Source organism: Streptomyces sp. NPDC058257 (assembly GCF_042881845.1).
Classification (GTDB): domain Bacteria; phylum Actinomycetota; class Actinomycetes; order Streptomycetales; family Streptomycetaceae; genus Streptomyces.
Window position 1 is genome coordinate 71,510 of record NZ_JBHVXJ010000003.1, and the last position, 26,999, is coordinate 98,508.

21 protein-coding genes are annotated in these 26,999 nt (G+C 69.8%); 12 read left to right on the plus strand and 9 right to left on the minus strand.

The features are described from left to right. Positions 1 to 35 precede the first annotated feature (35 nt). Positions 36 to 1,400, plus strand: a complete 1,365-nt coding sequence (locus ACFVXC_RS09275) for an FtsW/RodA/SpoVE family cell cycle protein (protein ID WP_389903221.1) — start codon at positions 36 to 38, stop codon at positions 1,398 to 1,400. Further along, entirely contained in the window at positions 1,397 to 2,857 is a 1,461-nt protein-coding gene (locus tag ACFVXC_RS09280; protein ID WP_389903224.1) for a penicillin-binding transpeptidase domain-containing protein, read from the plus strand. Before ACFVXC_RS09275 ends, ACFVXC_RS09280 begins: the two co-directional genes overlap by 4 nt. 197 nt (positions 2,858 to 3,054) lie before the next feature. Here the strand turns inward: ACFVXC_RS09280 and ACFVXC_RS09285 are convergent, their stop codons facing one another. Further along, on the minus strand, positions 3,055 to 4,167 hold the full coding sequence (locus ACFVXC_RS09285; protein WP_389903227.1) for a ferritin-like domain-containing protein: 1,113 nt from the start codon (positions 4,165 to 4,167) through the stop codon (positions 3,055 to 3,057). A gap of 239 nt (positions 4,168 to 4,406) precedes the next feature. On the opposite strand from ACFVXC_RS09285, the gene ACFVXC_RS09290 reads away from it, so the two are divergent. The 4 genes from ACFVXC_RS09290 (at position 4,407) to ACFVXC_RS09305 (ending at position 7,913) form a co-directional block, all read left to right on the plus strand. Beyond that, complete coding sequence (locus tag ACFVXC_RS09290; protein ID WP_389903230.1) at positions 4,407 to 5,345, plus strand: diiron oxygenase; 939 nt, start codon at positions 4,407 to 4,409, stop codon at positions 5,343 to 5,345. Positions 5,346 to 5,486: 141 nt separating this feature from the next. Further along, positions 5,487 to 6,215: a TetR/AcrR family transcriptional regulator gene (locus ACFVXC_RS09295; protein WP_389903232.1), complete on the plus strand. Its 729-nt coding sequence runs from the start codon at positions 5,487 to 5,489 to the stop codon at positions 6,213 to 6,215. A gap of 24 nt (positions 6,216 to 6,239) precedes the next feature. Then, positions 6,240 to 6,527, plus strand: coding sequence for a hypothetical protein (locus ACFVXC_RS09300; RefSeq protein WP_389903235.1), 288 nt, complete (start codon positions 6,240 to 6,242; stop codon positions 6,525 to 6,527). A 162-nt stretch (positions 6,528 to 6,689) separates the two neighbouring features. After that, a complete protein-coding gene (locus ACFVXC_RS09305; protein WP_389903237.1) occupies positions 6,690 to 7,913 on the plus strand; it encodes an NlpC/P60 family protein in 1,224 nt (407 codons plus the stop codon). A gap of 51 nt (positions 7,914 to 7,964) precedes the next feature. Here ACFVXC_RS09305 and ACFVXC_RS09310 read toward each other — a convergent pair whose 3' ends face one another. From ACFVXC_RS09310 to ACFVXC_RS09330, 5 genes are all read right to left on the minus strand, one after another. Then, on the minus strand, positions 7,965 to 9,197 hold the full coding sequence (locus tag ACFVXC_RS09310; protein WP_389903240.1) for a styrene monooxygenase/indole monooxygenase family protein: 1,233 nt from the start codon (positions 9,195 to 9,197) through the stop codon (positions 7,965 to 7,967). A 74-nt stretch (positions 9,198 to 9,271) separates the two neighbouring features. Continuing rightward, positions 9,272 to 9,901 carry an ATP/GTP-binding protein gene (locus tag ACFVXC_RS09315; RefSeq protein ID WP_389903242.1) on the minus strand — a complete coding sequence of 210 codons (630 nt, stop codon included), beginning with the start codon at positions 9,899 to 9,901 and terminating at the stop codon, positions 9,272 to 9,274. Beyond that, a complete protein-coding gene (locus ACFVXC_RS09320) occupies positions 9,882 to 10,286 on the minus strand; it encodes a DUF742 domain-containing protein (RefSeq protein ID WP_389903243.1) in 405 nt (134 codons plus the stop codon). Before ACFVXC_RS09320 ends, ACFVXC_RS09315 begins: the two co-directional genes overlap by 20 nt. Next, complete coding sequence (locus ACFVXC_RS09325; RefSeq protein WP_389903245.1) at positions 10,283 to 10,819, minus strand: roadblock/LC7 domain-containing protein; 537 nt, start codon at positions 10,817 to 10,819, stop codon at positions 10,283 to 10,285. The genes ACFVXC_RS09320 and ACFVXC_RS09325 overlap by 4 nt, the downstream gene beginning before the upstream one ends. Then, on the minus strand, positions 10,816 to 13,896 hold the full coding sequence (locus ACFVXC_RS09330; protein WP_389903247.1) for a nitrate- and nitrite sensing domain-containing protein: 3,081 nt from the start codon (positions 13,894 to 13,896) through the stop codon (positions 10,816 to 10,818). Before ACFVXC_RS09330 ends, ACFVXC_RS09325 begins: the two co-directional genes overlap by 4 nt. A 357-nt stretch (positions 13,897 to 14,253) precedes the next feature. Between ACFVXC_RS09330 and ACFVXC_RS09335 the strand changes: the two genes are divergently transcribed. Next, positions 14,254 to 15,099 carry a protein phosphatase 2C domain-containing protein gene (locus tag ACFVXC_RS09335; protein WP_389903249.1) on the plus strand — a complete coding sequence of 282 codons (846 nt, stop codon included), beginning with the start codon at positions 14,254 to 14,256 and terminating at the stop codon, positions 15,097 to 15,099. Between the two features lie 44 nt (positions 15,100 to 15,143). On the opposite strand, the gene ACFVXC_RS09340 is transcribed toward ACFVXC_RS09335, so the two are convergent. Continuing rightward, positions 15,144 to 15,668 carry a MarR family winged helix-turn-helix transcriptional regulator gene (locus tag ACFVXC_RS09340; RefSeq protein ID WP_389903251.1) on the minus strand — a complete coding sequence of 175 codons (525 nt, stop codon included), beginning with the start codon at positions 15,666 to 15,668 and terminating at the stop codon, positions 15,144 to 15,146. 247 nt (positions 15,669 to 15,915) lie between these two features. Between ACFVXC_RS09340 and ACFVXC_RS09345 the strand changes: the two genes are divergently transcribed. After that, positions 15,916 to 16,758, plus strand: coding sequence for a lysozyme (locus tag ACFVXC_RS09345; RefSeq protein ID WP_389903253.1), 843 nt, complete (start codon positions 15,916 to 15,918; stop codon positions 16,756 to 16,758). Positions 16,759 to 16,862: 104 nt separating this feature from the next. Here ACFVXC_RS09345 and lon read toward each other — a convergent pair whose 3' ends face one another. Continuing rightward, positions 16,863 to 19,283, minus strand: a complete 2,421-nt coding sequence (gene lon / locus ACFVXC_RS09350) for an endopeptidase La (RefSeq protein WP_389903254.1) — start codon at positions 19,281 to 19,283, stop codon at positions 16,863 to 16,865. Between the two features lie 89 nt (positions 19,284 to 19,372). Continuing rightward, complete coding sequence (locus ACFVXC_RS09355) at positions 19,373 to 20,173, minus strand: rhomboid-like protein (RefSeq protein WP_389903256.1); 801 nt, start codon at positions 20,171 to 20,173, stop codon at positions 19,373 to 19,375. Between the two features lie 179 nt (positions 20,174 to 20,352). On the opposite strand from ACFVXC_RS09355, the gene ACFVXC_RS09360 reads away from it, so the two are divergent. The 4 genes from ACFVXC_RS09360 (at position 20,353) to ACFVXC_RS09375 (ending at position 26,995) form a co-directional block, all read left to right on the plus strand. Then, positions 20,353 to 21,057, plus strand: a complete 705-nt coding sequence (locus ACFVXC_RS09360; protein ID WP_389903257.1) for a spermidine synthase — start codon at positions 20,353 to 20,355, stop codon at positions 21,055 to 21,057. 65 nt (positions 21,058 to 21,122) lie between these two features. Beyond that, a complete protein-coding gene (locus ACFVXC_RS09365; RefSeq protein WP_383269477.1) occupies positions 21,123 to 21,863 on the plus strand; it encodes a response regulator transcription factor in 741 nt (246 codons plus the stop codon). A gap of 13 nt (positions 21,864 to 21,876) precedes the next feature. Then, positions 21,877 to 22,962, plus strand: a complete 1,086-nt coding sequence (locus tag ACFVXC_RS09370) for an ATP-binding protein (protein WP_389903260.1) — start codon at positions 21,877 to 21,879, stop codon at positions 22,960 to 22,962. A gap of 259 nt (positions 22,963 to 23,221) precedes the next feature. Beyond that, the gene (locus tag ACFVXC_RS09375) at positions 23,222 to 26,995 is read left to right on the plus strand and encodes a multifunctional oxoglutarate decarboxylase/oxoglutarate dehydrogenase thiamine pyrophosphate-binding subunit/dihydrolipoyllysine-residue succinyltransferase subunit (protein WP_389903262.1); all 3,774 of its coding nucleotides are present in this window, start codon (positions 23,222 to 23,224) and stop codon (positions 26,993 to 26,995) included. Positions 26,996 to 26,999 lie beyond the last annotated feature (4 nt).

The window sequence follows — 26,999 nt, forward strand, 5'->3', positions numbered from 1 at the left end:
GGACATCAAGGCCTATCGCTTGCTACGTTCCGGGCATGACAGGAACAGCAGCGGCGCCCCCGTCCGTACCCGCTGTTCGCGTACCCAGGCGCCGTGGCACCGAAGTCGCCCTGACCGTCGTGGCCGTCCTGCTCTCGGTCTACGGCTACTGCGACGTCGGCCTCGCCAAGAACGGCACCGTCCCGCCCGGCGCCGCCGGTTACGGCGCCGGGCTCGGCGTGCTCGCGCTCCTCGCCCATCTCGCGGTCCGCTTCCGCGCGCCGTACGCCGACCCGCTGCTCCTGCCGATCGCGGTGCTCCTCAACGGCCTGGGCCTCGTCCTGATCTACCGCCTCGACCTGGAGACCCCCGGCGACGAGGCGGCGCCCACGCAACTCGTCTGGTCCACCGTCGGCGTGGCGCTCTTCATCGGCGTCGTGCTCTTCCTGCGCGACCACAGGGTCCTCCAGCGGTACGCGTACATCTGCGTCGTCGCCGCGCTCGTCCTGATGATCGTGCCGATCTTCTTCCCGGCCGTGAACGGCGCCCGGATCTGGATCAGGATCGGCGGATTCTCCATCCAGCCGGGCGAGTTCGCGAAGATCCTGCTCGCGATCTTCTTCGCCAGCTACCTGGCCGCCAACCGCAACGCCCTCGCCTACACCGGCCGTACGGTCTGGAGACTGACGAAGCTCCAGCTGCCGACCGGGCGCGTGCTCGGGCCCATCGTCGCCATCTGGCTGCTCAGCGTCGGGGTCCTCGTCCTCGAACGGGACCTCGGCACCTCACTGCTCTTCTTCGGACTCTTCGTGGTCCTGCTGTACGTCGCCACGGGGCGCACCGGGTGGATCGCGGTCGGCCTGGTGCTCGCCGGGATCGGCGCGTTCGCGGTGGGCTCGCTCGAACCCCACGTGCACAGCCGCGTCGAGGACTGGCTGCACCCCTTCGCCTCCATCGACGCGGGCGAAGGACCCAACCAACTCGCCCAGTCGCTCTTCGCGTTCGCGGCGGGCGGGATGCTCGGCACCGGGCTCGGTCTCGGGCACTCCATCCTCATCGGCTTCGCCGCCAAGTCCGACTTCATCCTGGCGACGGCGGGCGAGGAGCTCGGCCTCGCCGGTCTCGCGGCGATCTTCCTCCTCTACGCGCTCCTGGTGGAGCGCGGCTACCGGGCCGGGCTCGCCCTGCGGGACTCCTTCGGGCGGCTCCTCGCGGTGGGGCTCGCCTCGATCGTCGCGCTCCAGGTGTTCGTGATCGCGGGCGGGGTGAGCGGGCTCATTCCGCTGACCGGTATGGCGATGCCCTTCCTGGCACAGGGCGGTTCGTCGGTCGTGACCAACTGGATCATCGTGGCGCTGCTCATCCGGATCAGCGATTCGGCGCGCGGCCAGCCCGCGGGGCCCCTGAAGGAGGACGCGTGACCAGGTACATCCGCCATGCCGCCGCGTTCTGCGCGCTGCTCCTGATCGCCCTGCTCGTGAACGCGACCCGCGTCCAGGTCGTCCAGGCCGGGCGCCTCGACGACAACCCCGCCAACCGCCGCCAGGCCATCACCCGCTTCGGCCAGCCGCGCGGCGACATCATGGTCGACGGCCGCGAGATCACCGGGTCCAAGGACACCGGGGAGCAGCTCCGCTACGAACGGACGTACACGAACGGCCCGTTGTACGCCCCGGTGACCGGCTACGCGTCCCAGGTCTACGGCACCACCCTCCTGGAGAACGCCGAGGACGACATCCTCTCCGGCAGCGACCCGATGCTCGCGCCGCTCCCGCTGTGGAACGACATCAGCCGCACCCAGAACCCGGGCGGCAAGGTGCGGACCACCATCAAGGCGGCGGCGCAGCAGGCCGCGTACGCCGGGCTGGGCGGCAAGAAGGGCGCGGTGGCCGCGATCGAGCCGTCGACCGGGAAGATCCTCGCCCTGGTCAGCACCCCTTCGTACGATCCCGGGCGGCTCTCCGGCACCAGTGGGTCGGTGGCGGAGTCCTGGGCCTCGCTGAACGGCAGCTCAAGGAAGCCGATGCTGAACCGGGCGATCCGCCAGACGTACCCGCCCGGCTCCACGTTCAAGGTGGTGACGGCCGCGGCGGCGCTCGACGCGGGCACGGTCACGGACCTGGACGCCGCCACCAAGTCCCCCAACCCCTACACGCTGCCCGGCACGACCACGCAGCTGACGAACGAGGTCGACGGCTGCACGAACGCGCCCCTGCGCTACGCCTTCGAGTGGTCCTGCAACACGGTCTTCGCCAAGCTGGGCGCGGACACCGGCCTGAGCGACATGCTGGGCACGGCACGGAACTTCGGCTTCAACGACACCGGTCTGAAGATCCCCTCGTCGGTGGCGGCGAGCAACTTCGACACGTCCATGGACGACGCGCAGCTCGCGCTCTCCTCGATCGGCCAGTACGACACGAGGGCGACGCCACTGCAGATGGCGATGGTGTCGGCGGCGGTGGCCAACGGCGGCCAGGTCCAGTCCCCGCACCTGGTGGACGAGACCACGACCGACGACGGCGACGTGGTGGAGAACACCGGCACCGACTCCCTCCACCAGGCGATGAACCCGGCCACGGCGATGCAGCTGCGGGAGCTGATGACGGACGTGGTGGAGAAAGGAACCGGCGGCAACGCGGCGATCCCCGGCGCGACGGTCGGCGGCAAGACGGGCACGGCCCAGCACGGCATCGACAACTCCGGCACGCCGTACGCCTGGTTCATCTCCTGGGCCCAGAAGTCCGGCGAAGGACAGCCGTCGGTGTCGGTTGCGGTGGTGGTCGAGGACGCGGCGGCGGACCGGGGCGACATCAGCGGCGGCGGGAGCGCGGCGCCGGTGGCGAAGGCGGTGATGGAGGCGGTGCTCGACGGGTCGTAGGACGGGCTGCCACCTCCATCACGTGGCGGGGGGGGGCTGTCAGGGCTCCGGTGTCAGGGGATCGGGGTGGTAGGGGCTCGGGGTGGCAAGGGCCCGGGGCGGCAGGGGCCCGGGGCGGCAGAGGTCCGGGGTGGCAGAGGTCCGGGGTGGCAGAGGCTCGCGGTTTCAGAGGGTCGCGGTTTCAGAGGCTCGCGGTTTCAGAGTGTCTGAGCGCCGCCCGAGGCGATCATGTTCTCGACCTCCGCGACCCGCTCCCCCTCCTCCGCCGCGAACCGCTCCGCGTCCAGTTTCTCGGCGATCTCCTCGTCCTGGGCCATCAGCTGGTCGAGGTTGGCGTTGCCCATGTCGAAGACGCCCATGTCGACGTACGCCTCCTGCAGCCGCTTGCCCCACAGGCCGATGTCCTTGACGCACGGAACGATGCGGCTGAAGAGCAGCTGGCGGAAGAGTGCGAGGAACTCGGAGTTCTCGCTGCACTCCTCGGCCTCCGCCTTGGGGATGCCGAAGTTCTCCAGGACCTCGACGCCACGCAGACGGTCGCGCATCAAGTAGCAGCCCTCGATGACGAATTCCTCGCGCTCGCGCAGTTCCGCGTCGGAGAGCTGCTTGTAGTAGTCGCGCAGGGCCATGCGGCCGAAGGCCACGTGCCGGGCCTCGTCCTGCATGACGTAGGCGAGGATCTGTTTCGGCAGCGGCTTGTCCGTCGTGTCGCGGATCATGCCGAAGGCGGCGAGCGCGAGGCCCTCGATGAGGACCTGCATGCCGAGGTAGGGCATGTCCCAGCGGGAGTCGCGCAGGGTGTCGCCGAGCAGCGACTTGAGGTTGTCGTTGATCGGGTAGAGCATGCCGATCTTGTCGTGCAGGAAGCGGCTGTAGACCTCCGCGTGCCGCGCCTCGTCCATGGTCTGGGTCGCCGAGTAGAACTTGGCGTCCAGGTCGGGGACGGACTCCACGATGCGCGCCGCGCACACCATCGCGCCCTGCTCGCCGTGCAGGAACTGGCTGAACTGCCAGGAGGCGTAGTGCTTGCGCAGCTCGCCCTTGTCGCGGTCGGTCATCTTCGCCCAGTGGCGGGTTCCGTAGAGCGACATGGACTCGTCGGGGGTGCCCAGGGGGTCGTACGGGTCGACCTCCAGATCCCAGGCGATGCGCTTGGCGCCGTCCCACTGCTTGTCCTTGCCCTTCTGGTAGAGGGCGAGCAGCCGGGCGCGGCCCTCGTCGTACTCCCAGCTGAAGCGGGCCGCGCCGTTCGCCGGTACCTGCCAGATGTTCTCGTCCGGGGCGTGCGTGTACAGCTCGTGCGTCGACACTGACGGCTCCTAAGAAATCGGCCTCGGTCTGCTCCGTAATCGCCTGGCGTCGTCCTGACTCGCCTGGCGTTGTCCTGGTGCTGCTTTCGACTGCCTTGTACCGCTTGGTAATTGGCAGGCTCACACGTTCGTAGACGTGGGGTCAACAAGTCGTGCGCAAGGGATTGACGGCCTTGCTGACGAGCAGTCTCATAAGTCGTGACCGCCGGTAACTCTGACGACGAGGCAGGGGCAGAGTCATGACGACCATCACGGAGGACGCGGCGATCGAAGGGCTGCGGGACGCGCTGGGACTGCTCAAGGACCGGGAGCAGGTGGCCGAGCGGCTGCTCGATTCCTCCGCCAAGCACTCCTTCGACCCCGACAAGGAACTTGACTGGGAGGCACCGTTCGAGGAGGGCAAGTGGTTCTGGCCCCCGGAGCTGGTGTCCTTGTACGGCACGCCGATGTGGCAGCGGATGAGCGAGGAGCAGCGCATCGCGCTCTCCCAGCACGAGGCCGCCGCGCTCGCCTCACTCGGCATCTGGTTCGAACTGATCCTGATGCAGCTGCTCGTACGGCACATCTACGACAAGCCCGCCACGAGCTCCCACGTGCGGTACGCGCTGACGGAGATCGAGGACGAGTGCCGGCACTCGAAGATGTTCGCGCGCCTGATCACCCGCGGGGACACCCCGTACTACCCGGTCAGCACCGTGCACCGGAACCTCGGCCGCCTCTTCAAGACCATCTCGACGACACCCGGTTCGTTCACGGCGACGCTGCTCGGCGAGGAGATCCTCGACTGGATGCAGCGCCTGACGTTCGCGGACGAGCGCGTCCAGACCCTCGTGCGCGGCGTCACGCGGATCCACGTCGTGGAGGAGGCACGCCACGTGCGGTACGCCCGTGAGGAGCTGCGGCGCCAGATGGTGACGGCACCGCGCTGGTCCCAGGAGTTCACCCGCCTCACCTCCGGCGAGTTCGCCCGCGTCTTCTCCGTCGCCTTCATCAACCCCGAGGTCTACACGAACGTAGGACTGGACAGGCGGGAGGCCATGGCGCAGGTCAAGGCGAGTGCGCACCGCCGCGAGATCATGCAGACCGGGGCCAAGCGCCTGACGGACTTCCTTGACGACATCGGGGTGCTGCGCGGCGCGGGGCGGCGGCTGTGGAAGAGCTCGGGGCTGCTGGCGTAGCCGTCATAGCTGTCGGAGCCGTCGCGGCCTGTCGGAGCTGTCGGGCCTGTCGGAGCTGTCGGAGCTGTCGGAGCTGTCGCAGTGAAGAGGGTACGTAGGGTTCCGGCGCGTTTGTTCGACAGGGCGGATACGCTGCGAGGCATGACCTCGCCTGCTCCCACCCGCGCGTACCGGCGCCTCAGTGTCGAAGAGCGGCAGCGGCAGCTCAAGGAGGCCGCCCTGTCCCTCTTCGCGGTGCGCGCACCCGACGAGGTCTCCCTCGACGACGTCGCGGAGGCCGCCGGCGTCTCCCGGCCGCTCGTCTACCGCTACTTCCCGGGCGGCAAGCAGCAGTTGTACGAGGCCGCGCTGCGCTCCGCCGCCGACGAGCTGGAGCAGTGCTTCGACGAGCCGCCGGAGGGCCCGCTCACGCAGCGCCTCGCGAACGCCCTCGACCGCTATCTCGCCTTCGTCGACCAGCACGACGCGGGCTTCAGTGCGCTCCTCCAGGGCGGCAGCGTCGTGGAGACCTCGCGGACGACCGCCATCGTGGACGAGGTGCGCAGGACGGCCGCCGATCACATCCTGGCCCACCTGGAGGTCGTCGGTGCCACGGGCCCGCGCCTGAGGATGACCGTGCGGATGTGGATCACCTCCGTCGAGGCGGCGTCCCTGATCTGGCTCGACGAGGAGAAGCAGCCGTCGCTCGACGAACTGCGGGACTGGCTCGTCGAGCAGTTCATGGCGGTCCTGGTGGCCTCCGCGGGCCGCGACCCGCAGACGGCGGAGGCGGTACGGGGCGCACTGGCCATGGAGACGGCGGACGGCCCCGCGGGCTCGCTCGCCCGGCGAGTCCTTCCGGTGGTGAGCGACGCGGCGCACCTGCTGTGACGCCGGTGCTGTGACACTGGGCGGGTGAAGAGCGAAGACACCCCCTTCGTGGGTGGCCCCCTGGACGGCCGCGTACTGCCCATCCTGCTCGGCCCGACCGGCCACCCCCCGAAGGTGTACCGGGTCCCCGTGCCGGACGAGGCGGGCGGCCCGCCCACCGTGCTCGTGTACCGCCGAGCGGCCAAGGCCCCGGGGCGGCGGCTGGGGCTGCACCAGGGCTGGAAGTACGAGTACGACCCCGAGGGCGACAAGGCCGGGTCCGGCCTGAAGTGGCCGTGGTCGAAGCCGGGCGGGGCGAGCGCGGCGGACTGAGCGCGCCGACTGAGCGCGGTCGGGGCAAGGGCGGCGCGCCGTGAGGCCCTGGACGAGTGACCGCATTGCGCCGCCCGCGCACCTTCCGGAGGCGGACCGCGCCGGGGCGGCCGATGCTCGCGGTGCGGGGCGGACCTACCGCCGCGCACCGGAGGTGATGGCATGTCAGGCAGGCTGCTGCGGTGGGTCGGTACGGGAGCCGCGGTCGGGGCGTTGCTGGCGACGGCGTCTCCGGCGTACGCCGTCCCGGAGCCCGACGGCACCACCGAGCGCCCGGTCTCCGAGCTCCTGACAGACCTTCAGGAGCTGTACCGGAAGGCCGAGGAGTCGACGGAGACGTACAACGCGACGGCGCAGAAGCTCAAGGAGCAGCGCGCCGAGGTGACCCGTCTGAACGGCAGCCTGGCCCGCGCCCGCACATCGGTGCACGCCGGCAAGGGCGCGGCGGGCCGCTTCGCACGGCAGCAGTACCAAGGCACCACGGAGATCTCCCCCTACGTACGCCTCCTCCTGGCCCGCGACCCGCAGCAGGCCCTCGACCAGGGGCATGTGATCGGCCGCGTGGCGGCGGAGCGGGCGGCGACGGTGCGGCGCCTGGTCGGCGGCGAGAAGACGGCGGCCACGCTGGCAACCACGGCCAAGAGCGCCCTCGCGGCCCAAGTCGCGCTCGCCGCCCAGCAGAAGGAGGAGCGGAACACGGTCAAGGGGCAGCTGAAGGAGGTCGAGGAACTGCTCGCCTCGCTGAGCACGGAGCAGCTTGCGGAGCTCGCGCGGGCGGAGGAGGAGGGGATGGCCGACGCACAGCGGAAGTTCCTGGCATCGGGCTCACTGAGCGCGACGCCCGGATCTCAGGGATCTCAGGGATCTCAGGGATCTCCGGGTTCTCCCGGTTCTCGGGGTTCCGCACCGTCGCGTCCGCCGTCCAAGCGTGGGGATTCGGCGCTCGACTACGCCGTGCGGCAGATCGGCAAGCCGTACAAGTGGGGCGCGGAGGGACCCAAGTCCTTCGACTGCTCCGGGCTCACCTCAAAGGCATGGGCGAAGGCCGGGAAGACGATCCCGCGTACGTCGCAGGAGCAGTGGGCGCAACTGCGGCGGGTCTCACTGCGGAAGCTGCGCCCGGGTGACCTGATCGTCTACTTCCCCAAGGCCACGCACGTGGCGATCTACCTGGGCGACGGCATGGTGATCCAGGCCCCCCGGCCCGGGTCCCGGGTAAAGGTCTCCCCCATCGCGGCGAACCCCGTGCTGGGAGCGGTACGCCCGGACCCCTCGGCGGAAGCGATGAAGGACTACACCCCGCCGAAGTTGCCTCGCGGGGCGATGAAGGGCGGGGACGCGGGGTACGGGCGGGCGGGGGCACCGAACGCTGGGCGCGGGGCCTGACAGTCTGACCGGGGGCTCTGTCGGGGCCCCCGGCCCGCCCCCGGGTGCGAGCTAACCCGCAAGTCCCGCCAGGTACGCCCCCGTCTTCTCCGGCTCGTAGAAGAAGTTCTCGAAGTCCGTCGGGTCGTTGAAGCCGTTCGCGAAACGATCCGCCACCGGCTGCAGCTGGCCCGCCGCGCCGATCAGGTTCAGGACGTGCTCCGGCGGCGGCGACAGCATCGCGTTCGTCCACTTGGTGGTGTGCTGAGCCGTCTCCCAGTAACCGTCGAACGTGGACTGCATCCAGGCCTCGTCGAACGGCTTGTCGCCGTGCGAGACGATCGACGAGAGGTACGACGCCGCGCACTTCGAGGCCGAGTTGGACCCCTGTCCCGTGATCGGGTCGTTGGCGACGACCACGTCGGCGACGCCGAGGACGAGGCCACCGCTGGGCAGCCGTCCGATCGGCTTGCGGACCGTCGGCGCGTAGCGGCCGGACAACGTGCCGCCCGCGTCCGTCAGTTCGACCTTGGTCGCCCGCGCGTACTCCCACGGCGTGAACTTCTCCATGAGCTCCAGCGTCAGCGCCAGGTGCTCGGAGGGATCCTTGATCCCCTGGAAGACGTCGAGGGGGCCGCCGGGCAGGCCCTCCCAGAACAGGATGTCCGCGCGCCCTGACGTCGTCAGAGTCGGCATGACGAAGAGCTCGCCCACGCCCGGCACCAGGTTGCACCGCACCGCTTCGAACTCGGGGTGCTCGGGCCGCGGCCCCATCCCGTGGACGTAGGAGACGGCCAGGGCGCGCTGCGGCACGTCGTAGGGGGAACGCGAGGCGTCCCGCTCGAACATCGAGACGAGCTCACCCTTGCCCGCGGCGACGAGCACCAGGTCGTACGTACGGGAGAAGTAGTCGAGGTCGGAGACCGCCGCGCCGTGGATGACCAGCTGGCCGCCCCGCTGCGCGAACGTCTCCATCCAGCCCGCCATCTTCACGCGCTGATCGACGGACTGGGCGAATCCGTCCAGCTTGCCGACCCAGTCGATGAAACGCGACGAGTCGGGCCCGGCGACCGAGACGCCGGCGCCCTCGATCTTCGGCGCCTGCGACTCCCAGAAGTTCAGCTGGAGGTCGCGCTCGTGCTGCAGCGCGGTGTGGAACATGCACTGCGTGGACATGACACGGCCGGACCTGACCTCGTCCGCCGTGCGGTTGGACATCAGGGTGACCTCGTACCCCTGTGACTGGAGTCCGAGAGCGATCTGGAGCCCGGCCTGACCGGCTCCGACGACGAGTATCTTCCGCATGCGGCTACTTCTCCTACGTGCTGGTACGTATTGATACGTACTGATACGTACTGACGTGCTCAAACCAGAAAGAGCTATTCGGGGGTTACTGCGAGGGCGTGGCCGACCAGCGTGAGCAGGGACTCGATCGCCGAGATCCGCTGCCTCGCATCCATGATCAGCACCGGTATGTGCGCGGGGACCGTCAGTGCGTCGCGGACGTCCGCGGGCTCGAACTCCTCGGTGCCGTCGAAGTGGTTGACGGCCACGATGTACGGCAGACCGCAGCTCTCGAAGTAGTCGAGCGCGGGGAAGCAGTCGGCGAGCCTGCGGGTGTCGGCGAGGACGACGGCGCCGATCGCGCCGCGCACCAGGTCGTCCCACATGAACCAGAAGCGCTGCTGCCCCGGCGTACCGAAGAGGTAGAGCACGAGGTCGTCGTCGAGCGTGATCCGGCCGAAGTCCATGGCGACCGTGGTCGTGGTCTTGTCCGGGGTCGACGTGAGGTCGTCCGTGCCCTCGCTCGCCTGCGTCATCAGCGCCTCCGTCTGGAGGGGTGTGATCTCGGAGACCGAGGTGACCAGGGTCGTCTTGCCGACGCCGAAACCGCCCGCCACCACGATCTTCGTCGCGATCGGGGCCCGGGTGCGGTCCGTCTGCCAGGCTTGCAGGTTCTCGTCCGGGTCGGGGCCCGGGTGGTGGAGGTCAGAGACGGCGGAGTCCACTGAGCACCCTTTCCAGCAGCGCGCGGTCCGGCTGTCCCGGGCCGTGGCCCGTGCCGTACACGCGGATCTTTCCCTGGTCTGCGAGGTCGCTGAGCAGTACGCGGACCACTCCGAGCGGCATCTTCAAAAGCGCGGCGATCTCCGCGACCGTACGCATACGGCGGCAGATCTCGACGATGGCCCGCATCTCCGGCATGACGCGCGCGATGGCGTCGCCCTGCGGCAGTTCGCGGCGCTCCTCGGGAGCCTCGAGCGCGGCCACGAACGTCTCCACGAGCAGGACGTGACCGAATCGGGTGCGCCCGCCGGTGAGCGAATAGGGCCGGACTCGGGCCGGTTTGCGGTCGCCGCCCCGTTGGGGGAGCTTGCCGGGCTTACTGCTCATCGGACGCTCTCCATCGACTGGCGCAGCTCACTGCGGAGTTCGGGGGTGAGGACATGCCCGGCGCGGCCCACGAAGAGCGCCATGTGATACGCGACGACGGTCATGTCGCAGTCCGGGGTGGCGTGCACTCCGAGCAGCGAACCGTCGCTGATCGACATCACGAAGAGGCTGCCCTCCTCCATGGCGACGACGGTCTGCTTGACCGGCCCCGAGTCCATCAGCTTGGAGGCCCCGATGCAGAGGGAACCGACACCGGACACGATGGTGGCGAGGTCCGCGCTGGAGCCTTTGGGGCCCGAACTGTTGTCGACCGCCTGCTCGTTGTTGCGTGCGGGGTCGGAGGAGAGCAGGAGCAGTCCGTCGGAGGAGACCACGGCCACCGAGAGCAGCCCCGGCACATCCTCGACGAGGTTGGTGAGCAGCCAGTGCAGGTTGCGTGCTTCGCTGCTCAGGCCGAACCCGGCGGTTCTCTCACCGCCGGTGGAAGTACTGCTTCCGGTGGATGAACCGGGTGAGCGCATGGGCGCAGTCAACTACTTGCCTCCTCGACTGTGTCCCCCATGTTTTCTTCGGTCTCTTGGGTCTCTTGGGTCTCTTCGGTCTCTTTGGTCTCTTTGGTCTCTTTGGTCTCGCCGTTGCGGTCGTTCAGTTCGGCCTCTACGTCGCGACGGCCGCTTATCGCTCCCTGGTGGAAGCCCCCCAGGCGCTTGCGCAGCGCTTCGGCGTCCACGGAGCCGCTGCGCGCCTTGGGCACGGTGGGCTCGGGTGCGGTGATCTTGGGCGTGCGCTTGGGGAGCCCCTTGTCGGTGACGCGCTCCCACTTGGGGGTGGGCACCGGCGCGGGGTCACGGTCGGGCTCGGCTTCCGGCGCCTCCGCTTCCGGGACTTCCGGAGTCTCCGGGACCGGCGGAAGGGCAAGCTCCATGGTCGTCTCGGGCGAAGGCTCGGGATCAGCCTGGGACTCGGCCTCGGGCTCCGCCTGGGCCTCGGGACCAGCGTCAAGCTCCGGCTCCGCTTCACGCACCGCCTGCTCCGCAGCCGCGATCAGCGGATCCGCGCCGGAGGTCACCGCCGCGGCCTCCGCCGCACGCCCCGGCAGCACATTGGAGTTCGCCTCGGCCTCGGAGCCGGGCAGATGCAGCGCGGGGGCCGTCCCGGCGACCGGAACACCCATCGGCGGCGTACCCACCGCGGGCGCCGCGGCGAGGATCGACTTCGGCAGGACCACGACGGCCGCGATGCCGCCCTGCTTCTGCTCGCGCAGCCGGACCCGCGCACCGTGCCGCGCGGCGAGCCGGGCCACGACATAGAGGCCGAGCCCGAGCCCGTCCCCGCTCTCCTGGTCGTACGCGTCATCCGGACGGAACTGCGCCAGGCGGGTGTTGAGCTCGTCCATGCGGTCCGGTGTGACCCCTATGCCCTCGTCCTGCACGGAGAGCATGACCTCGCCGCTCTCCAGGAGCCAGCCGGAGACCTCGACGGAGGCGTCCGGCGGCGAGAACGAGGTCGCGTTCTCCAGGAGCTCGGCGACCAGGTGGCTGATGTCGTCCGCGGCGAAGCCCGCGACGTGCGCGTGCGGCGGCAGCGTGGCGATACGCACCCGCTCGTACCGCTCGATCTCACTGACGGCGGCGCGTACGACGTCGACCAGCGGGACCGGGCCCGGGTGCTGGTGGCCGTGCTCGGCCCCGGCGAGGACCAGGAGGTTCTCGCTGTGGCGGCGCATGACCGTGGCGAAGTGGTCGAGCTTGAAGAGCGTGGCGAGGCGGTCGGGGTCCTGCTCGCGGTCCTCGAGGTTCTCGATGACGGCGAGCTGCCGCTCGACCAGGCCCAGGGTGCGCAGGGCCAGGTTGACGAACGTGCCGTGGATGGACTGCCGCACCCGCTCCAAGTGCTGGGCGGCCTCGGCCAGTTCGGCGCGCAGCTTCTCGCGCTCGTCGGCCATGGACGTGCGCTGGCCGATGAGGTGCTTGCGGTCCGCTTCGAGCGTGGTCTGGCGCTCGGTGAGGGCGGCCGCGTGCTCATGCAGCGCGTTGACGGACCGTACGACCTGGGCGAACTCGTCGTCGCGGCCCGTGAAGCGGATCGGCTCCTGGGGCGCGGGCTCGGTGGCGAGGCGGGCCGAGCCGATACGCAGGACGGCGAGGGGACGGGTCAGGCTGCGGGCCATGCCCATGGAGACGCCGACCGCCACGAGCAGCGTGACGCCGATGAGCGCGACGCGGATCTCCAGGGCCGTCACGTCGTCGTCGCGCAGCTTGGCGAGATCCTTGGTGCGCTGCACCGTGAGGGCGGACTCGGCGCCGCGCATCATCTCGATGCGGGCGGAGAGCGCGGTGTCGAGCTTCTTGCGGTCGTACCGCTGCTCGGCGGTGGAGAGCGTGGGCTGGTCGGTGAGGCGGGAGAGGTACTTCTCCGCCGTCGTCACCTCGTTGCCCGTGACCGTCGAGTCGTACGTGCTGCGGGCGCCGTCCGTGGCCGCGTCCCGGAAGTCGGCGATGGCCGCCTGTTCGCGCACGTGGGCCTGCTGGGCTGCGGTACTGAGGCCGTCGCGGCGCTTGTCGTACGCGGAGGACTCGTCGACCACGGTGGTGGGCAGACCGGTGATGGGGTCGAGGGCCGTGCTCGTCTCCGTGGAACGCGGGACGGCGAGGGTGGCGAGGAGCAGGCCGCGGGCGCTTGCCGCCTGCTCTACGGCGTGGTCGAGATCGGCGAGCGCGTAGGCGCCGGAGCCCGCGCGGGGCGGGGTCTCCTCGGCGAGTTCACGGGTGAGGCCGTGCAGTTCGGTGATGGCCTTCGAGTACGCCGTGTGGGCTTCCAGGGCAGTGCCCTTGCCAGTGAGCGCCGCTCTGCGCACGGCGCCGATGTTGTCGAGTTCGGCGCGCAGGGACAGTGACCCGTCGACCGTCCGCAACTCGGCGACCTGGCGGTCCACGCGGGCGCTGCGGCTCTCGGAGAGCCCTTTGCCCTGCGGGCGGCCCGCCGCGATGAACGAGGTGACCTCGTCGCGCTCGTCGGCCAGCGAGTGACCGAGGGACACGGCGTCCTGGGTGCGCTCGGCGAGGGTCACCAGGCTCTGCGCGTCGCTCAGTTGCCCGGAGGCGGCGACGATCGCGGGCGCTCCGGCGCCGGCGATCGCGGCGGCCACGACGGCGACGGCGACGAGCAGCCGATTGCGTACGCGCGCGGTGGGTTTGGAGTTGACGGACTTCACCGGCTGCACGGGCTTGGAGGGCTGCTGCGCGGACTGCTGCACGGGCTTGGAGGGCTGCTGCGCGGACTGCTGCACGGGCTTGGAAGGCTGCTGCACGGACTGCTGCACGGGCTTGGAAGGCTTCGCGGGGTCTGCGTCGACGGCCTGCGCGGCAGGCTTCTCCGTCTCCGTGGAGTTCTGCCCCGCGGAGTTCCACCCTGCGGAGTCGGAGCCCTCTCCGGCCGCGGGTCCTGTCGCCGCGGCCGCCGCGCTCTCTCCCGCCGCGTGCTCGGACGAACCCTCTGACGAACGCTCTGACGAGCGCTCTGTAGGGGTGGTCGCGCCCGGCGTGGCCCCTTCAGGAGCCGTCTGCTTGCCCTTGCGCCCAGGCCGCATCTTCTGCACCGGTGCTCGCATTCTTGTTTCTTCGTCTGCCCATGAGCCCGGGTGACGATCCGTCAACACACGCGCCCCCCGGTACGGCTCCAGACCCTTCCAGTGCCGATGGGTGGCAGTCGTGCATCACATGCCTGGCCACCCGAAGGAGTGAACATCGGCGGGGAGTTGGCGAGCAAGTCCCGAAGTGGACCGAAAGTACCGGCCACGGCGAGCCGGTTGGACGCCGACCGCAGGCTTTGGCAGGATGCGCTGCCACACGCCGCCGGAAGTGATTATTCCGACCGAAATCCGGCGTCTGACCTGCCGGTCCGGGCCGACCCCCGCCCGCCTTCGACCACCGGGTGACCTTGTGAAGGCCTCGTGCAGACTGGCGGAATGCGTATCGAACTCGCCACCGAGCCCGGAGACCCCGCACGCCCCAACGAGGACTATGCCGCGGTCATGCTTCCCGCATCCGGACAGGGCGGATCGCTCGTCCTTCTCGACGGGGTGACTCCGCCTGCCGGAGATGACGGCTGTCTGCATTCCGTCCCTTGGTTCACGGCGCGACTCGGGGGCGCGCTGGGGGAACTGTCCGTTTCGCGACGGGATATGACGCTCACTGAGGTCCTCGCGGCGGCGATCGTGCGCACCGCGGACGCCCATGGTCAAACCTGTGACCTTTCTCACCCGCGTACACCTCAGGCGACCGTGGTTCTGGTGCGTTGGGACGACGAACGGGTCGAGCACCTCGTCCTGTCCGACTCCGCGCTCCTGATCTCGGGCCCCGACGGTTCGGTCACGCCCGTGCTCGACGAGCGCCTCGCGGAACTGCCGCCGCGGATCCGCGAGATGCGCGACGCCGTCCGCGCACTGCCCCGCGGCTCCGCCGAACGCGAGGTCGCGGGCCGCGCGTACGGCGCCGCGGTCGAGGCACTGCGCAACGCGGAGGACGGCTTCTTCACGGCGGCGGCGGACCCGTCGGCGGCGGCACGTGCGGTCACCGGCACGTCGCCCCGCGCGGAGGTGTCCGCGGTGGCGGCCCTGACGGACGGGGTCGGCCGCTGGGTGGAGACGTTCCGTGCGGGCGACTGGGCGGAATGCTTCGACCTGCTGCGGAAGGACGGACCGCAGCGGCTGCTGGACCGGGTGCGGGAGTTGGAGCGTGCGGACCCGGAGGGCGCGGCGTTCCCCCGGGGCAAGCGGCATGACGACGCGGCGGTCGTTTACGCGGAGTTGTGACCCGGGGCCACCCTGCCTCCCGGGCTCGACAGGCTCGACGTCCCTCAGGACTCCGCGGACTCGTTCAGCTGACGCAACAAGCGCGCGAGCTCCGCCACCTCCGCCCGGTCCCACCCGGAAAGCTGCCGCACGTACTGCTCCCTGCGCCCCGCCCGCACCTCGCGGAACCGCGTCCCGCCCTCCTCGGTGAGGTGGACGAGCCAGGCCCGGCCGTCGGCGGGGTCGGGCTCGCGGGCGACGAGGCCCAGATCCTCCAGGGCCCGCAGCTGCCGGCTCATCGTCGCCTTGCCGACGCCGATGTACGCGGCGAGGTGCGTGGCCCGCTGCGGGCCCGAGTCGTCGAGACAGACCAGGAGTCCGTACGCGGCGGGTTCCAGGTCGGGGTGGACCTGGCGCGCCATCTCTCCGGACGAGGCACGTGCCCGGCGCAGGAGCAGCGTCAGCTCCCGCTCCAGGGAGAGGAACTCACGGTCCACCAGCCTCTCCACACCCTGCCGGTTCACGTCGGCTCGACCGTCGTTCACGTCGACCCCACCGTCGTTCTCGCCCTCGTGCACTTCAGCACCCATGGCACGCTTTCTTTCCGGATCATGAGAATTCTCCATCGCCGCAGCTCGACCAGTATTTCGTAACGCCCTGTGTGACCGCGCCGAGCACGCCGCCGCAGGAGTAGACCAACGGCAGGCACAGGAACCCCTTCCCAGCCACGGGTCTACGTGCGTAGCGTCGTACGTGACATGTTCACACCACGAACCTGTCGACAGGTCCCCCCATGAGCTCCATCGAGCTCGATCGAGGCCTAACGGAGGCACGCACATGCCCGTGCACAGACCCGGAACGCCCCGCCGCTCTCGTTGGTCAGCGGCCGGAATCCTGCTCTCAGTCCTCTCCGCCCTCTCCCTCCTCCTCACGCTGCCAGGCGCCGCACAGGCCGCCGGTGGTGACGACATACCGGCCCGCGGCACCGCCCGCATGGGCCAGGGCGTCATCGAGCACGACGGGCAGGGCAGTCTCCCGCCCGGTGGTGACGCCGTTCAGACCGAAGGCGTCGACGTCAGCAGCCACCAGGGCAACGTCGCCTGGTCGACCCTCTGGAACAGCGGCGTGAAGTGGTCCTATGTGAAGGCCACCGAAGGCACGTACTACAAGAACCCCTACTTCGCCCAGCAGTACAACGGTTCGTACAACGCGGGCATGATCCGCGGCTCCTACCACTTCGCGACGCCCGACACGACGAGCGGCGCCACCCAGGCCAACTACTTCGTGGACAACGGCGGCGGCTGGTCGCGTGACGGCAAGACGCTGCCGGGCGCGCTCGACATCGAGTGGAACCCGTACGGGGCGGCCTGCTTCGGCAAGTCCCAGTCCGCGATGGTCACCTGGATCCGTGACTTCCTGAACCAGTACAAGGCGCGCACCGGACGCGACGCCGTGATCTACACGGCCACCAGCTGGTGGAAGCAGTGCACCGGCAACTACGGAGGCTTCGCCGCCAACAACCCGCTCTGGATCGCCCGTTACGCCAGCGCCCCGGGCGAGCTACCCGCGGGATGGGGAGTCCAGACGATGTGGCAGTACACCTCCACCGGACCGACGGTCGGGGACCACAACAAGTTCAACGGCGCACTCGACCGGGTGCAGGCACTCGCCAACGGCTGAGCCGCCCCTCTCGCACACGCGTCTCTCACGCACACGCGCCTCTCACGCACGCGGGCCCGGGACCCCTCGCGGGGCCCCGGGCCTGCACGCACCGGCCGCCTCCGTCACGCGGCGGCCGGAACCCTCACCTCGGCCTCGGTCAGGGCCAGTTCGAGCACCTGACGGACGTCCGTCACCGGGTGCACGTCCAGCTTCTGCAGGATCTCGGCCGGGACGTCGTCCAGGTCGGCCTCGTTCCGCTTCGGGATGATCACCGTGGTGATCCCGGCGCGGTGCGCGGCGAGCAGCTTCTGCTTGACGCCGCCGATCGGCAGGACGCGCCCGGTCAGCGAGACCTCACCGGTCATGGCCACATCCGTACGGACGAGACGTCCGCTGAGCAGCGACGCGAGTGCGGTCGTCATGGTGACGCCCGCGCTCGGCCCGTCCTTGGGGACCGCGCCCGCCGGGAAGTGGATGTGCACGCCGCGTTCCTTCAGGTCGGCGACGGGCAGCTCCAGTTCGGCGCCGCGCGAGCGCAGGAAGGAGAGGGCGATCTGCGCGGACTCCTTCATCACGTCGCCGAGCTGACCGGTGAGGGTGAGTCCCGCGGCGCCGGTCTCCGGATCGGCCAGCGACGCCTCCACGAAGAGGACGTCACCTCCCGCGCCGGTGACCGCGAGCCCGGTCGCCACGCCCGGCACCGCCGTACGCCGCTCGGCCGGGTCCTGCGCCGACTCGGGCACGTGGTGCGGACGCCCGATGAGAGCCCGCAGATTGTCCTCGCCGACGGTGAACGGCAGCTCCTGCTCGCCCAGTTCGTGCTTGGCCGCGACCTTGCGGAGCAGCCGCGCGACGGACCGCTCCAGGTTGCGTACGCCCGCTTCCCGGGTGTACTCCCCCGCGAGCTTGCGCAGCGCGCTCTCGTCCAGGGCCACCTCGTCCGTCTTCAGGCCCGCCCGCTCCAGCTGGCGCGGGAGCAGGTGGTCGCGGGCGATGACGACCTTCTCGTCCTCGGTGTATCCGTCGAGGCGCACGAGCTCCATACGGTCGAGCAGTGCCTCGGGGATGGCTTCGATGACGTTCGCCGTCGCCAGGAACACCACGTCGCTCAGGTCGAGCTCGACCTCCAGGTAGTGGTCACGGAAGGTGTGGTTCTGCGCCGGGTCGAGGACTTCGAGCAGGGCCGCCGCCGGGTCGCCGCGGAAGTCGGAGCCCACCTTGTCGATCTCGTCGAGGAGCACGACCGGGTTCATGGACCCCGCCTCCTTGATGGCCCGCACGATGCGTCCGGGCAGCGCCCCCACATACGTACGACGGTGTCCGCGGATCTCCGCCTCGTCCCGCACGCCGCCGAGCGCGACCCGCACGAACTTGCGACCCATGGCGTGCGCGACGCTTTCGCCGAGACTCGTCTTTCCGACGCCGGGAGGGCCGACCAGGGCGAGTACGGCGCCACCGCGCCGCCCGCCGACGACCCCGAGGCCGCGGTCGGCGCGCCGCTTGCGCACCGCGAGGTACTCGGTGATGCGCTCCTTCACGTCCTCAAGACCCGCGTGCTCGGCGTCGAGGACGTTCTGGGCGCCCTTGATGTCGTACTCGTCCTCGGTGCGTTCGTTCCAGGGGAGTTCGAGGACGGTGTCCAGCCAGGTCCTGATCCAGGAGCCCTCGGGCGACTGGTCGCTGGAACGCTCCAGCTTGTCGACCTCCTTGAGGGCGGCCTCGCGGACGTGTCCGGGAAGCTCGGCGGCCTCGACCCGGGTGCGGTAGTCGTCGGGCTCCTCGGCTGCGTCCTTGCTGTCGCCGTTGATCTCGCGCAGTTCCTTGCGCACGGCGTCGAGCTGGCGCCGCAGCAGGAACTCGCGCTGCTGCTTGTCGACGCCTTCCTGTACGTCCTTGGCGATGGACTCGGCGACGTCCTGCTCGGCGAGGTGCTCGCGCAGCTGCTCGGTGGCGAGCTTGAGGCGGGCGGCCGGGTCGTCGGTCTCCAGGAGCTCGATCTTCTGCTCCGTGGAGAGGAAGGGGGAGTATCCGGAGTTGTCGGCGAGGGCGGAGACGTCGTCGATCTGCGTGACGCGGTCGACGACCTGCCAGGCTCCCCGCTTCTTCAGCCAGCTGGTGGCGAGGGCCTTGTACTCCTTGACCAGCTCGGCGAGGGCGCCGGGCAGGGGGTCGGGCACGGTCTCCTCGACCTTGATCCCCTCCACCCAGAGCGCGGCACCGGGCCCGGTCGTCCCGGCACCGATCCGCACCCGGGAACGGCCGCGGATGAGGGCGCCGGGGTCGCCGTCGGAGAGACGCCCGACCTGCTCGACGGTGCCGAGGACACCGGTCGCGGCGTACGTCCCGTCGACGCGCGGAACAAGAAGGACCTGCGGTTTGCTGCTGCCAGTGGAGCGGGCCGCCGCCTGGGCGGCCTCGACGGCGGCGCGTACGTCGGTGTCGGACAGGTCGAACGGAACCACCATGCCGGGCAGGACAACCTCGTCGTCGAGCGGCAGCACGGGCAGCGTAAGTGGTGTGGACGCCTTGGACTCAGAAGTCATGATCTCCCCTTCGGCATTCAAGTTGAGCTATATGGACTCAATGCTCATGAGTCCTTGAATGTTCCCCAGGGGGTGTTCGCTGTGAGCGATCACTTGAACGCGGGCGGACGGCGCCGCAGCAGCGGCCACGTGGCGACACCGAGCGAGAGCGCGAGGAGATGGCCCCAGTTCGTCATCGGGTCCGTGAACGCGATCAGGTCGTCGAGCAGCATGCCGCCGAACCCGGCGAGCACGAGCCACCGCAGCCACGGCCTGAACAGTCCCGCCAGCGCGCCGACGCTCGCCGCGACGCCGAAGCTGATGCCGTAGTCGAGCCGGTGCAGCGAGCTGTCGGGAAGGTGGCCCGCGAGGACCGAGAGGCCGACCGGGACCTCGGTGGCGAGCGTGGCCACCATGTGACCGAGCAGGAAGACACCCGCCGTGCGCAGCGCGCCGATGCGGCGCTCCAGGGCCGTGAGGACCAGCAGGAAACCGATGGCGTACGGCGACGCGATGCCGCCCGCGATCCACAGCGCGCTGGCCACCAGGACGAGGAACGGCTCCTGCGTCAGGTGCGCGACGTCCGTGCTGGAGTGCCGGTGCAGGGTCGAGATCAGGGACGGGTCCGCGTGCTGCGTCAGGAGTGACGTCGCGGCGAGGATCGCGGCGTAGCCGAAGGTGAAGGGCGTACCCGTGGGAGTCGGCAGGAGGCGCCAGGGGCGCAGACGGCTCGGGCTCAGGCCTCTCAGGCCAAGGCGGCCCTGAGGGGCGGCGCCGTTCACCGCCCGAGGCCCGGGGGCAGCCGCCTCGGCCGCACCGGGCCCGTGCTCCCGCTGGCGCGGGATGCCGTCAAGGGCGGGCGGGGCGGTCTCCTCGGGTGCCGCGGGGGCAGCCGGCACACTGCGGTTCACGGTGAGGCGCTCCTTTTGTTCCGTCCACCCTTGGCCGCTTCCTCCGGCGCTGTCTATGACCCGGGCCACGTGTAGCGCGAATCACATCAACCTCACAGGTCACGGATGCGTCCGCGTCGGGCCGCGCCGCGTTCCGAGTCTCCCCACGAGGCCGGGCCCGCACTCATACGCTGGGAGGCATGCGCACCGACACCACCGCTCCCGTCGTCATCGACCGGCGTGAGGGGCCGTACGGCGAGGTCGTGCTGCGGCGCCACGGTGCGCTTCTGCAGATCATCGCGAACGGCTGTTTCCTCATGGACACCTCGGACGGCCGCTCGGAGCGGCTGCTCGTGGACGCGGCGTACGACGCGCTTGACGGGCGCCCGGAGCCGGCCATCCTCATCGGCGGTCTGGGTGTCGGTTTCTCCCTCGCCCACGCGGCGGCCGACCGGCGCTGGGGCCGTATCACCGTCGTGGAGCGGGAGCGGGCCGTCATCGACTGGCACCTCTCGGGGACGGATGCCCCGCTGGCCGGGCTCTCCGGCGCCGCGCTCGCCGATCCGCGTACGGAGATCCTGCACACAGACCTCGTGGCCCACCTGTCCGGCGCCGACTCCTCTGGCGGCACCAGGAAAACGTACGACGCCCTCTGTCTGGACATCGACAACGGCCCGGCCTGGACGGTGACGGAGGACAACAACTCCCTCTATTCTCCCGCCGGTCTGGCGGCCTGTCAGGCTCGCCTCAACCCCGGCGGTGTGCTCGCCGTGTGGTCCGCCCAGCCCTCGTCCGCTTTCGACGACGCTCTACGGAATGCCGGATTCCAGTCGGTACGGACGGAAGAGGTCGCCGTTGCCCGAGGCGTACCGGACGTGGTTCATCTCGGCGTAAGCGCTGCGTAGCCGAGGTGCCTTCGCGACCCGTACCCTGCTGGTCGAACACAAGCGATCAGTGTCAGGGGCGGGCGATGGAGCAGACACACACCTCCCACAACGGTGCGACGGCGGCGATGCCAGGCGCCCAGCGCCGGGTTCTGGTGGTCGAGGACGACCCGACGATCGTCGACGCCATCGCCGCCCGGCTACGTGCCGAGGGTTTCGTCGTGCAAACGGCGGTGGACGGCCCTTCGGCGGTCGACACCGCACAGGCTTGGCAGCCCGATCTGCTGATCCTGGACATCATGCTGCCGGGCTTCGACGGGCTCGAAGTGTGCCGCCGGGTACAGGCCCAGCGGCCGGTTCCCGTCCTCATGCTGACGGCTCGCGACGACGAGACGGACATGCTGGTCGGGCTCGGCGTCGGCGCCGACGACTACATGACCAAGCCGTTCTCCATGCGGGAGCTCGCGGCCCGCGTGCACGTCCTGCTGCGCAGGGTCGAGCGGGCCGCGCTCGCGGCGACCACGCCGCGCAGCGGGATCCTGCGGCTCGGCGAGCTGGAGATCGACCATGCGCAGCGCCGGGTCAGGGTCCGCAGCGAGGACGTACATCTGACGCCGACGGAGTTCGATCTGCTCGTCTGCCTGGCCAATACGCCGCGTGCGGTGCTCTCGCGCGAGCAGCTGCTCGCCGAGGTGTGGGACTGGGCGGACGCGTCGGGCACCCGGACCGTCGACAGTCACATCAAGGCACTGCGCCGGAAGATCGGCGCCGAGCGGATCCGTACGGTGCACGGCGTCGGATACGCCCTGGAGACCCCGACCCCGTGAGGCGGGCCGTCCGATGAGTGGTCCCTTCGGCGGCCTGCGGCCGTTCTCCATCAAGACCAAGCTCGGCACCCTGGTGGTCGTCTCGGTCTTCATCACCACGGGTCTGCTGATGGTGGCGATGAAGACGGAGACGGAGCTGCGCTTCATCACCGTCTTCTCGGTGATCGCCACGCTGCTGATCACGCAGTTCGTGGCGCACAGCCTCACGGCGCCCCTGGACGAGATGAACTCCGTGGCGCGCGCCGTCTCGCACGGCGACTACACGCGCCGTGTGCGCGGCGCCGACCGCCGGGACGAGCTGGGCGACGTGGCCACCACGATCAACCGCATGGCGGACGACCTGGAGGCCCAGGACCAGCAGCGCAAGGAACTGGTCGCCAACGTCTCGCACGAGCTGCGCACCCCCATCGCCGGCCTGCGCGCGGTCCTGGAGAACGTCGTCGACGGAGTCTCCGCCGCCGACCCGGAGACCATGCGTACGGCCCTGAAGCAGACGGAGCGCCTCGGGCGGCTCGTGGAGACCCTGCTCGACCTCTCCCGCCTGGACAACGGCGTCGTACCGCTGCGGGCCCGCCGCTTCGAGGTGTGGCCCTACCTGTCGGGCGTCCTGAAGGAGGCCAACATGGTGGCCTCCGCCCGCGCGGGTATCGCGTCAGGCTCCGGCAGCCACACGCGTACGGACGTGCATCTGCACCTGGACGTCACACCGCCCGAGCTGACCGCGCACGCGGACGCCGAGCGGCTGCACCAGGTCGTGGCCAACCTCATCGACAACGCGGTCAAGCACAGCCCGCCGCACGGCCGCGTCACCGTACGCGCCCGGCGCGGCCTCTACCCCGAGTCCCTGGACCTGGAGGTCCTCGACGAGGGCCCCGGCATCCCGGAGTCCGAGTGGCACCGGGTCTTCGAGCGCTTCAACCGCGGCAGCCACGCCAACACCCCGCCGCAGGGCCCCGGCAGCGACGGCGGCACCGGACTCGGGCTCGCCATCGCGCGCTGGGCGGTCGATCTGCACGGCGGACACATCGGAGTGGCCGAATCCCCTCGCGGCTGCCGCATCCAGGTCACCCTTCCGGGCCAGCCCGAAGTGCGAAGTTGACGTAGGGTTCGAAAAGGAAGCGATTCGCGGGCGCATCGGAAGCGCGCTCGGGTGACGCAGCCGCGCCGGGCAGGCCCCGCGCGGCCATCTGGCGTTGCAGAACCTCGCTTGTTTCCCGCCATTTACGTCGCCGAAACCCTCTATCCAGTGTGACTTACGCGACGGATGACGGGGCCGGTCTGCACCTGGCGGCGATGGAGGCGTAGCCTTAATTCCCGCTGTCCATCACCTTGTGAAGCGGAAGAGGGCGGTTACCGCCGTGTCGTCACAGTCCCCCAGTAGCTCGAGCATCTCGACCGACCAAGACGGTCAGGGCAAGGACCCTGCTGCTGCCTTCGGTCCCAATGAGTGGCTCGTCGACGAGATCTATCAGCAGTACCTCCAGGACCCGAATTCGGTCGACCGAGCCTGGTGGGACTTCTTCGCCGACTACAAGCCAGGAGCGGGCGCGTCCGTCGCCACCCCTCCGGCCAAGCCGGCGGGTGACGCGGCCACGGGGGCTGCGGCCACCGCGTCCCCCGCCGCACCCGCGGCGGCTCCGGCCGCTCCGGCTGCCCCCGCGGCTCCGGCCGCGAAGCCCGCGGCAGCGGCCCCGGCCCCCGCTGCGAAGCCCGCGGCCGCAAAGCCCGCCGCCAAGGCGGAGCCCGCGACAGAGGCCCCGGCAGGGCCCGAGTACGTGACGCTGCGCGGCCCCGCCGCCGCGGTCGCGAAGAACATGAACGCCTCGGTGGAGGTCCCGACGGCCACGTCGGTCCGCGCCGTCCCGGTGAAGCTGCTCTTCGACAACCGCATCGTCATCAACAACCACCTCAAGCGCGCCCGCGGCGGGAAGATCTCCTTCACGCACCTCATCGGGTACGCGATGGTGCAGGCCATCAAGGCCATGCCGTCGATGAACTACTCCTTCGTGGAGAAGGACGGCAAGCCGACCCTGGTCAAGCCGGAGCACGTGAACTTCGGCCTCGCCATCGACCTGGTGAAGCCCAACGGCGACCGCCAGCTGGTCGTCGCGGGCATCAAGAAGGCCGAGACGCTGAACTTCTTCGAGTTCTGGCAGGCCTACGAGGACATCGTCCGTCGCGCCCGCGACAACAAGCTGACGATGGACGACTTCACCGGCGTCACGGTCTCGCTGACCAACCCCGGCGGCCTCGGCACCGTCCACTCGGTCCCCCGCCTGATGCCCGGACAGTCGGTCATCATGGGCGTCGGCTCGATGGACTACCCCGCGGAGTTCCAGGGCACGTCCCAGGACACCCTGAACAAGCTCGGCATCTCGAAGGTCATGACGCTCACGTCGACCTACGACCACCGGGTGATCCAGGGCGCCGCGTCCGGCGAGTTCCTGCGCAACGTCGCGAACCTGCTGCTCGGCGAGTCCGAGTTCTACGACGAGATCTTCAAGGCGCTGCGCATCCCCTACGAGCCGGTCCGCTGGCTCAAGGACATCGACGCCTCGCACGACGACGACGTCACGAAGGCCGCCCGCGTCTTCGAGCTGATCCACTCCTACCGCGTCCGCGGCCACGTCATGGCCGACACGGACCCGCTGGAGTACAAGCAGCGCAAGCACCCCGACCTGGACATCACCGAGCACGGCCTCACCCTGTGGGACCTGGAGCGGGAGTTCGCGGTCGGCGGCTTCGCCGGCAAGTCGATGATGAAGCTGCGCGACGTCCTGGGCGTCCTGCGCGACTCGTACTGCCGCACCACCGGCATCGAGTTCATGCACATCCAGGACCCGAAGCAGCGCAAGTGGCTCCAGGACCGCATCGAGCGCACGCACGCCACGAAGCCCGAGCGCGAGGAGCAGCTGCGCATCCTGCGCAGGCTGAACGCCGCCGAGGCCTTCGAGACGTTCCTGCAGACGAAGTACGTCGGCCAGAAGCGCTTCTCCCTGGAGGGCGGCGAGTCCGTCATCCCGCTGCTCGACGCCGTCATCGACAGCGCCGCGGAGTCCCGCCTTGACGAGGTCGTCATCGGCATGGCCCACCGTGGCCGCCTCAACGTCCTCGCGAACATCGTGGGCAAGTCGTACGCCCAGATCTTCCGCGAGTTCGAGGGCAACATGGACCCCAAGTCCATGCACGGCTCCGGCGACGTGAAGTACCACCTGGGCGCCGAGGGCACCTTCACCGGTCTGGACGGCGAGCAGATCAACGTCTCGCTCGCCGCGAACCCGTCCCACCTGGAGACGGTCGACCCGATCATCGAGGGCATCGTCCGCGCCAAGCAGGACATCATCAACAAGGGCGGCACGGACTTCACGGTCCTGCCGGTCGCCCTGCACGGTGACGCGGCCTTCGCGGGCCAGGGTGTGGTCGCCGAGACGCTCAACATGTCGCAGCTGCGCGGCTACCGCACGGGCGGCACGGTCCACATCGTCATCAACAACCAGGTCGGCTTCACCGCCGCCCCGGAGTCGTCGCGCTCCTCCATGTACGCCACCGACGTGGCCCGCATGATCGAGGCGCCGATCTTCCACGTGAACGGCGACGACCCCGAGGCCGTCGTGCGCATCGCGCGCCTGGCCTTCGAGTTCCGCCAGGCGTTCAACAAGGATGTGGTCATCGACCTCATCTGCTACCGCCGCCGCGGTCACAACGAGTCGGACAACCCGGCGTTCACGCAGCCGCTGATGTACGACCTGATCGACAAGAAGCGCTCGGTGCGCAAGCTCTACACCGAGTCCCTCATCGGTCGCGGTGACATCACCCTGGAAGAGGCCGAGCAGGCCCTGCAGGACTTCCAGGGGCAACTGGAGAAGGTCTTCACGGAGGTCCGCGAGGCCATCTCGCAGCCCGCCGAGGCCGAGGTCCCGGCCCCCGAGGCCGAGTTCCCGGTGAACGTCGACACGTCGATCACCCAGGAAGTCGTCAAGCGGATCGCCGAGTCCCAGGTCAACATCCCCGACCGGGTCACCGTCCACCCGCGTCTGCTGCCGCAGCTGCAGCGCCGCATGTCCATGGTCGAGGAAGGCACGATCGACTGGGGCATGGGCGAGACCCTCGCCATCGGTTCGCTGCTGCTCGAAGGCACGCCGGTCCGCCTGTCGGGCCAGGACTCGCGCCGTGGCACGTTCGGTCAGCGTCACGCGGTCCTCATCGACCGTGAGACGGGCGAGGACTTCACGCCGCTCCTGTACCTCTCCGAGGACCAGGCTCGCTACAACGTCTACGACTCGCTCCTCTCCGAGTACGCGGTCATGGGCTTCGAGTACGGCTACTCGCTGGCCCGTCCCGAGTCCCTCGTGATGTGGGAGGCGCAGTTCGGCGACTTCGTCAACGGCGCGCAGACGGTGGTGGACGAGTACATCTCGGCCGCCGAGCAGAAGTGGAACCAGCACTCCGGCGTCACGCTGCTGCTGCCGCACGGCTACGAGGGCCAGGGCCCGGACCACTCGTCCGCCCGTATCGAGCGCTTCCTCCAGCTGTGCGCGCAGAACAACATGACGGTCGCGATGCCGACCCTTCCGTCGAACTACTTCCACCTCCTGCGGTGGCAGGTGCACAACCCGCACCACAAGCCGCTGGTGGTCTTCACCCCGAAGTCGATGCTGCGCCTGAAGGCGGCGGCCTCGAAGACGGAGGAGTTCACCACGGGTGGCTTCCGCCCGGTCATCGGCGACGACTCGGTCGAGGCGTCGGCGGTCCGCAAGGTCGTCTTCTGCTCCGGCAAGCTGTACTACGACCTTGAGGCCGACCGGAAGAAGCGCGAGGTCACGGACACCGCGATCATCCGCATCGAGCGCCTGTACCCGCTGCCGGGTGCCGAGCTCCAGGCGGAGATCGCCAAGTACCCGAACGCCGAGAAGTACCTGTGGGCGCAGGAGGAGCCGGCGAACCAGGGCGCATGGCCCTTCATCGCCCTCAACCTCATCGACCACCTGGACCTGGCGGTCGGCGCGGACATCCCGCACGGCGAGCGCCTGCGCCGCATCTCGCGGCCGCACGGCTCGTCCCCGGCGGTGGGTTCGAAGAAGCGGCATGAGCAGGAGCAGGAAGCACTGCTCCGCGAGGTCTTCGAGGCCTGAGTTC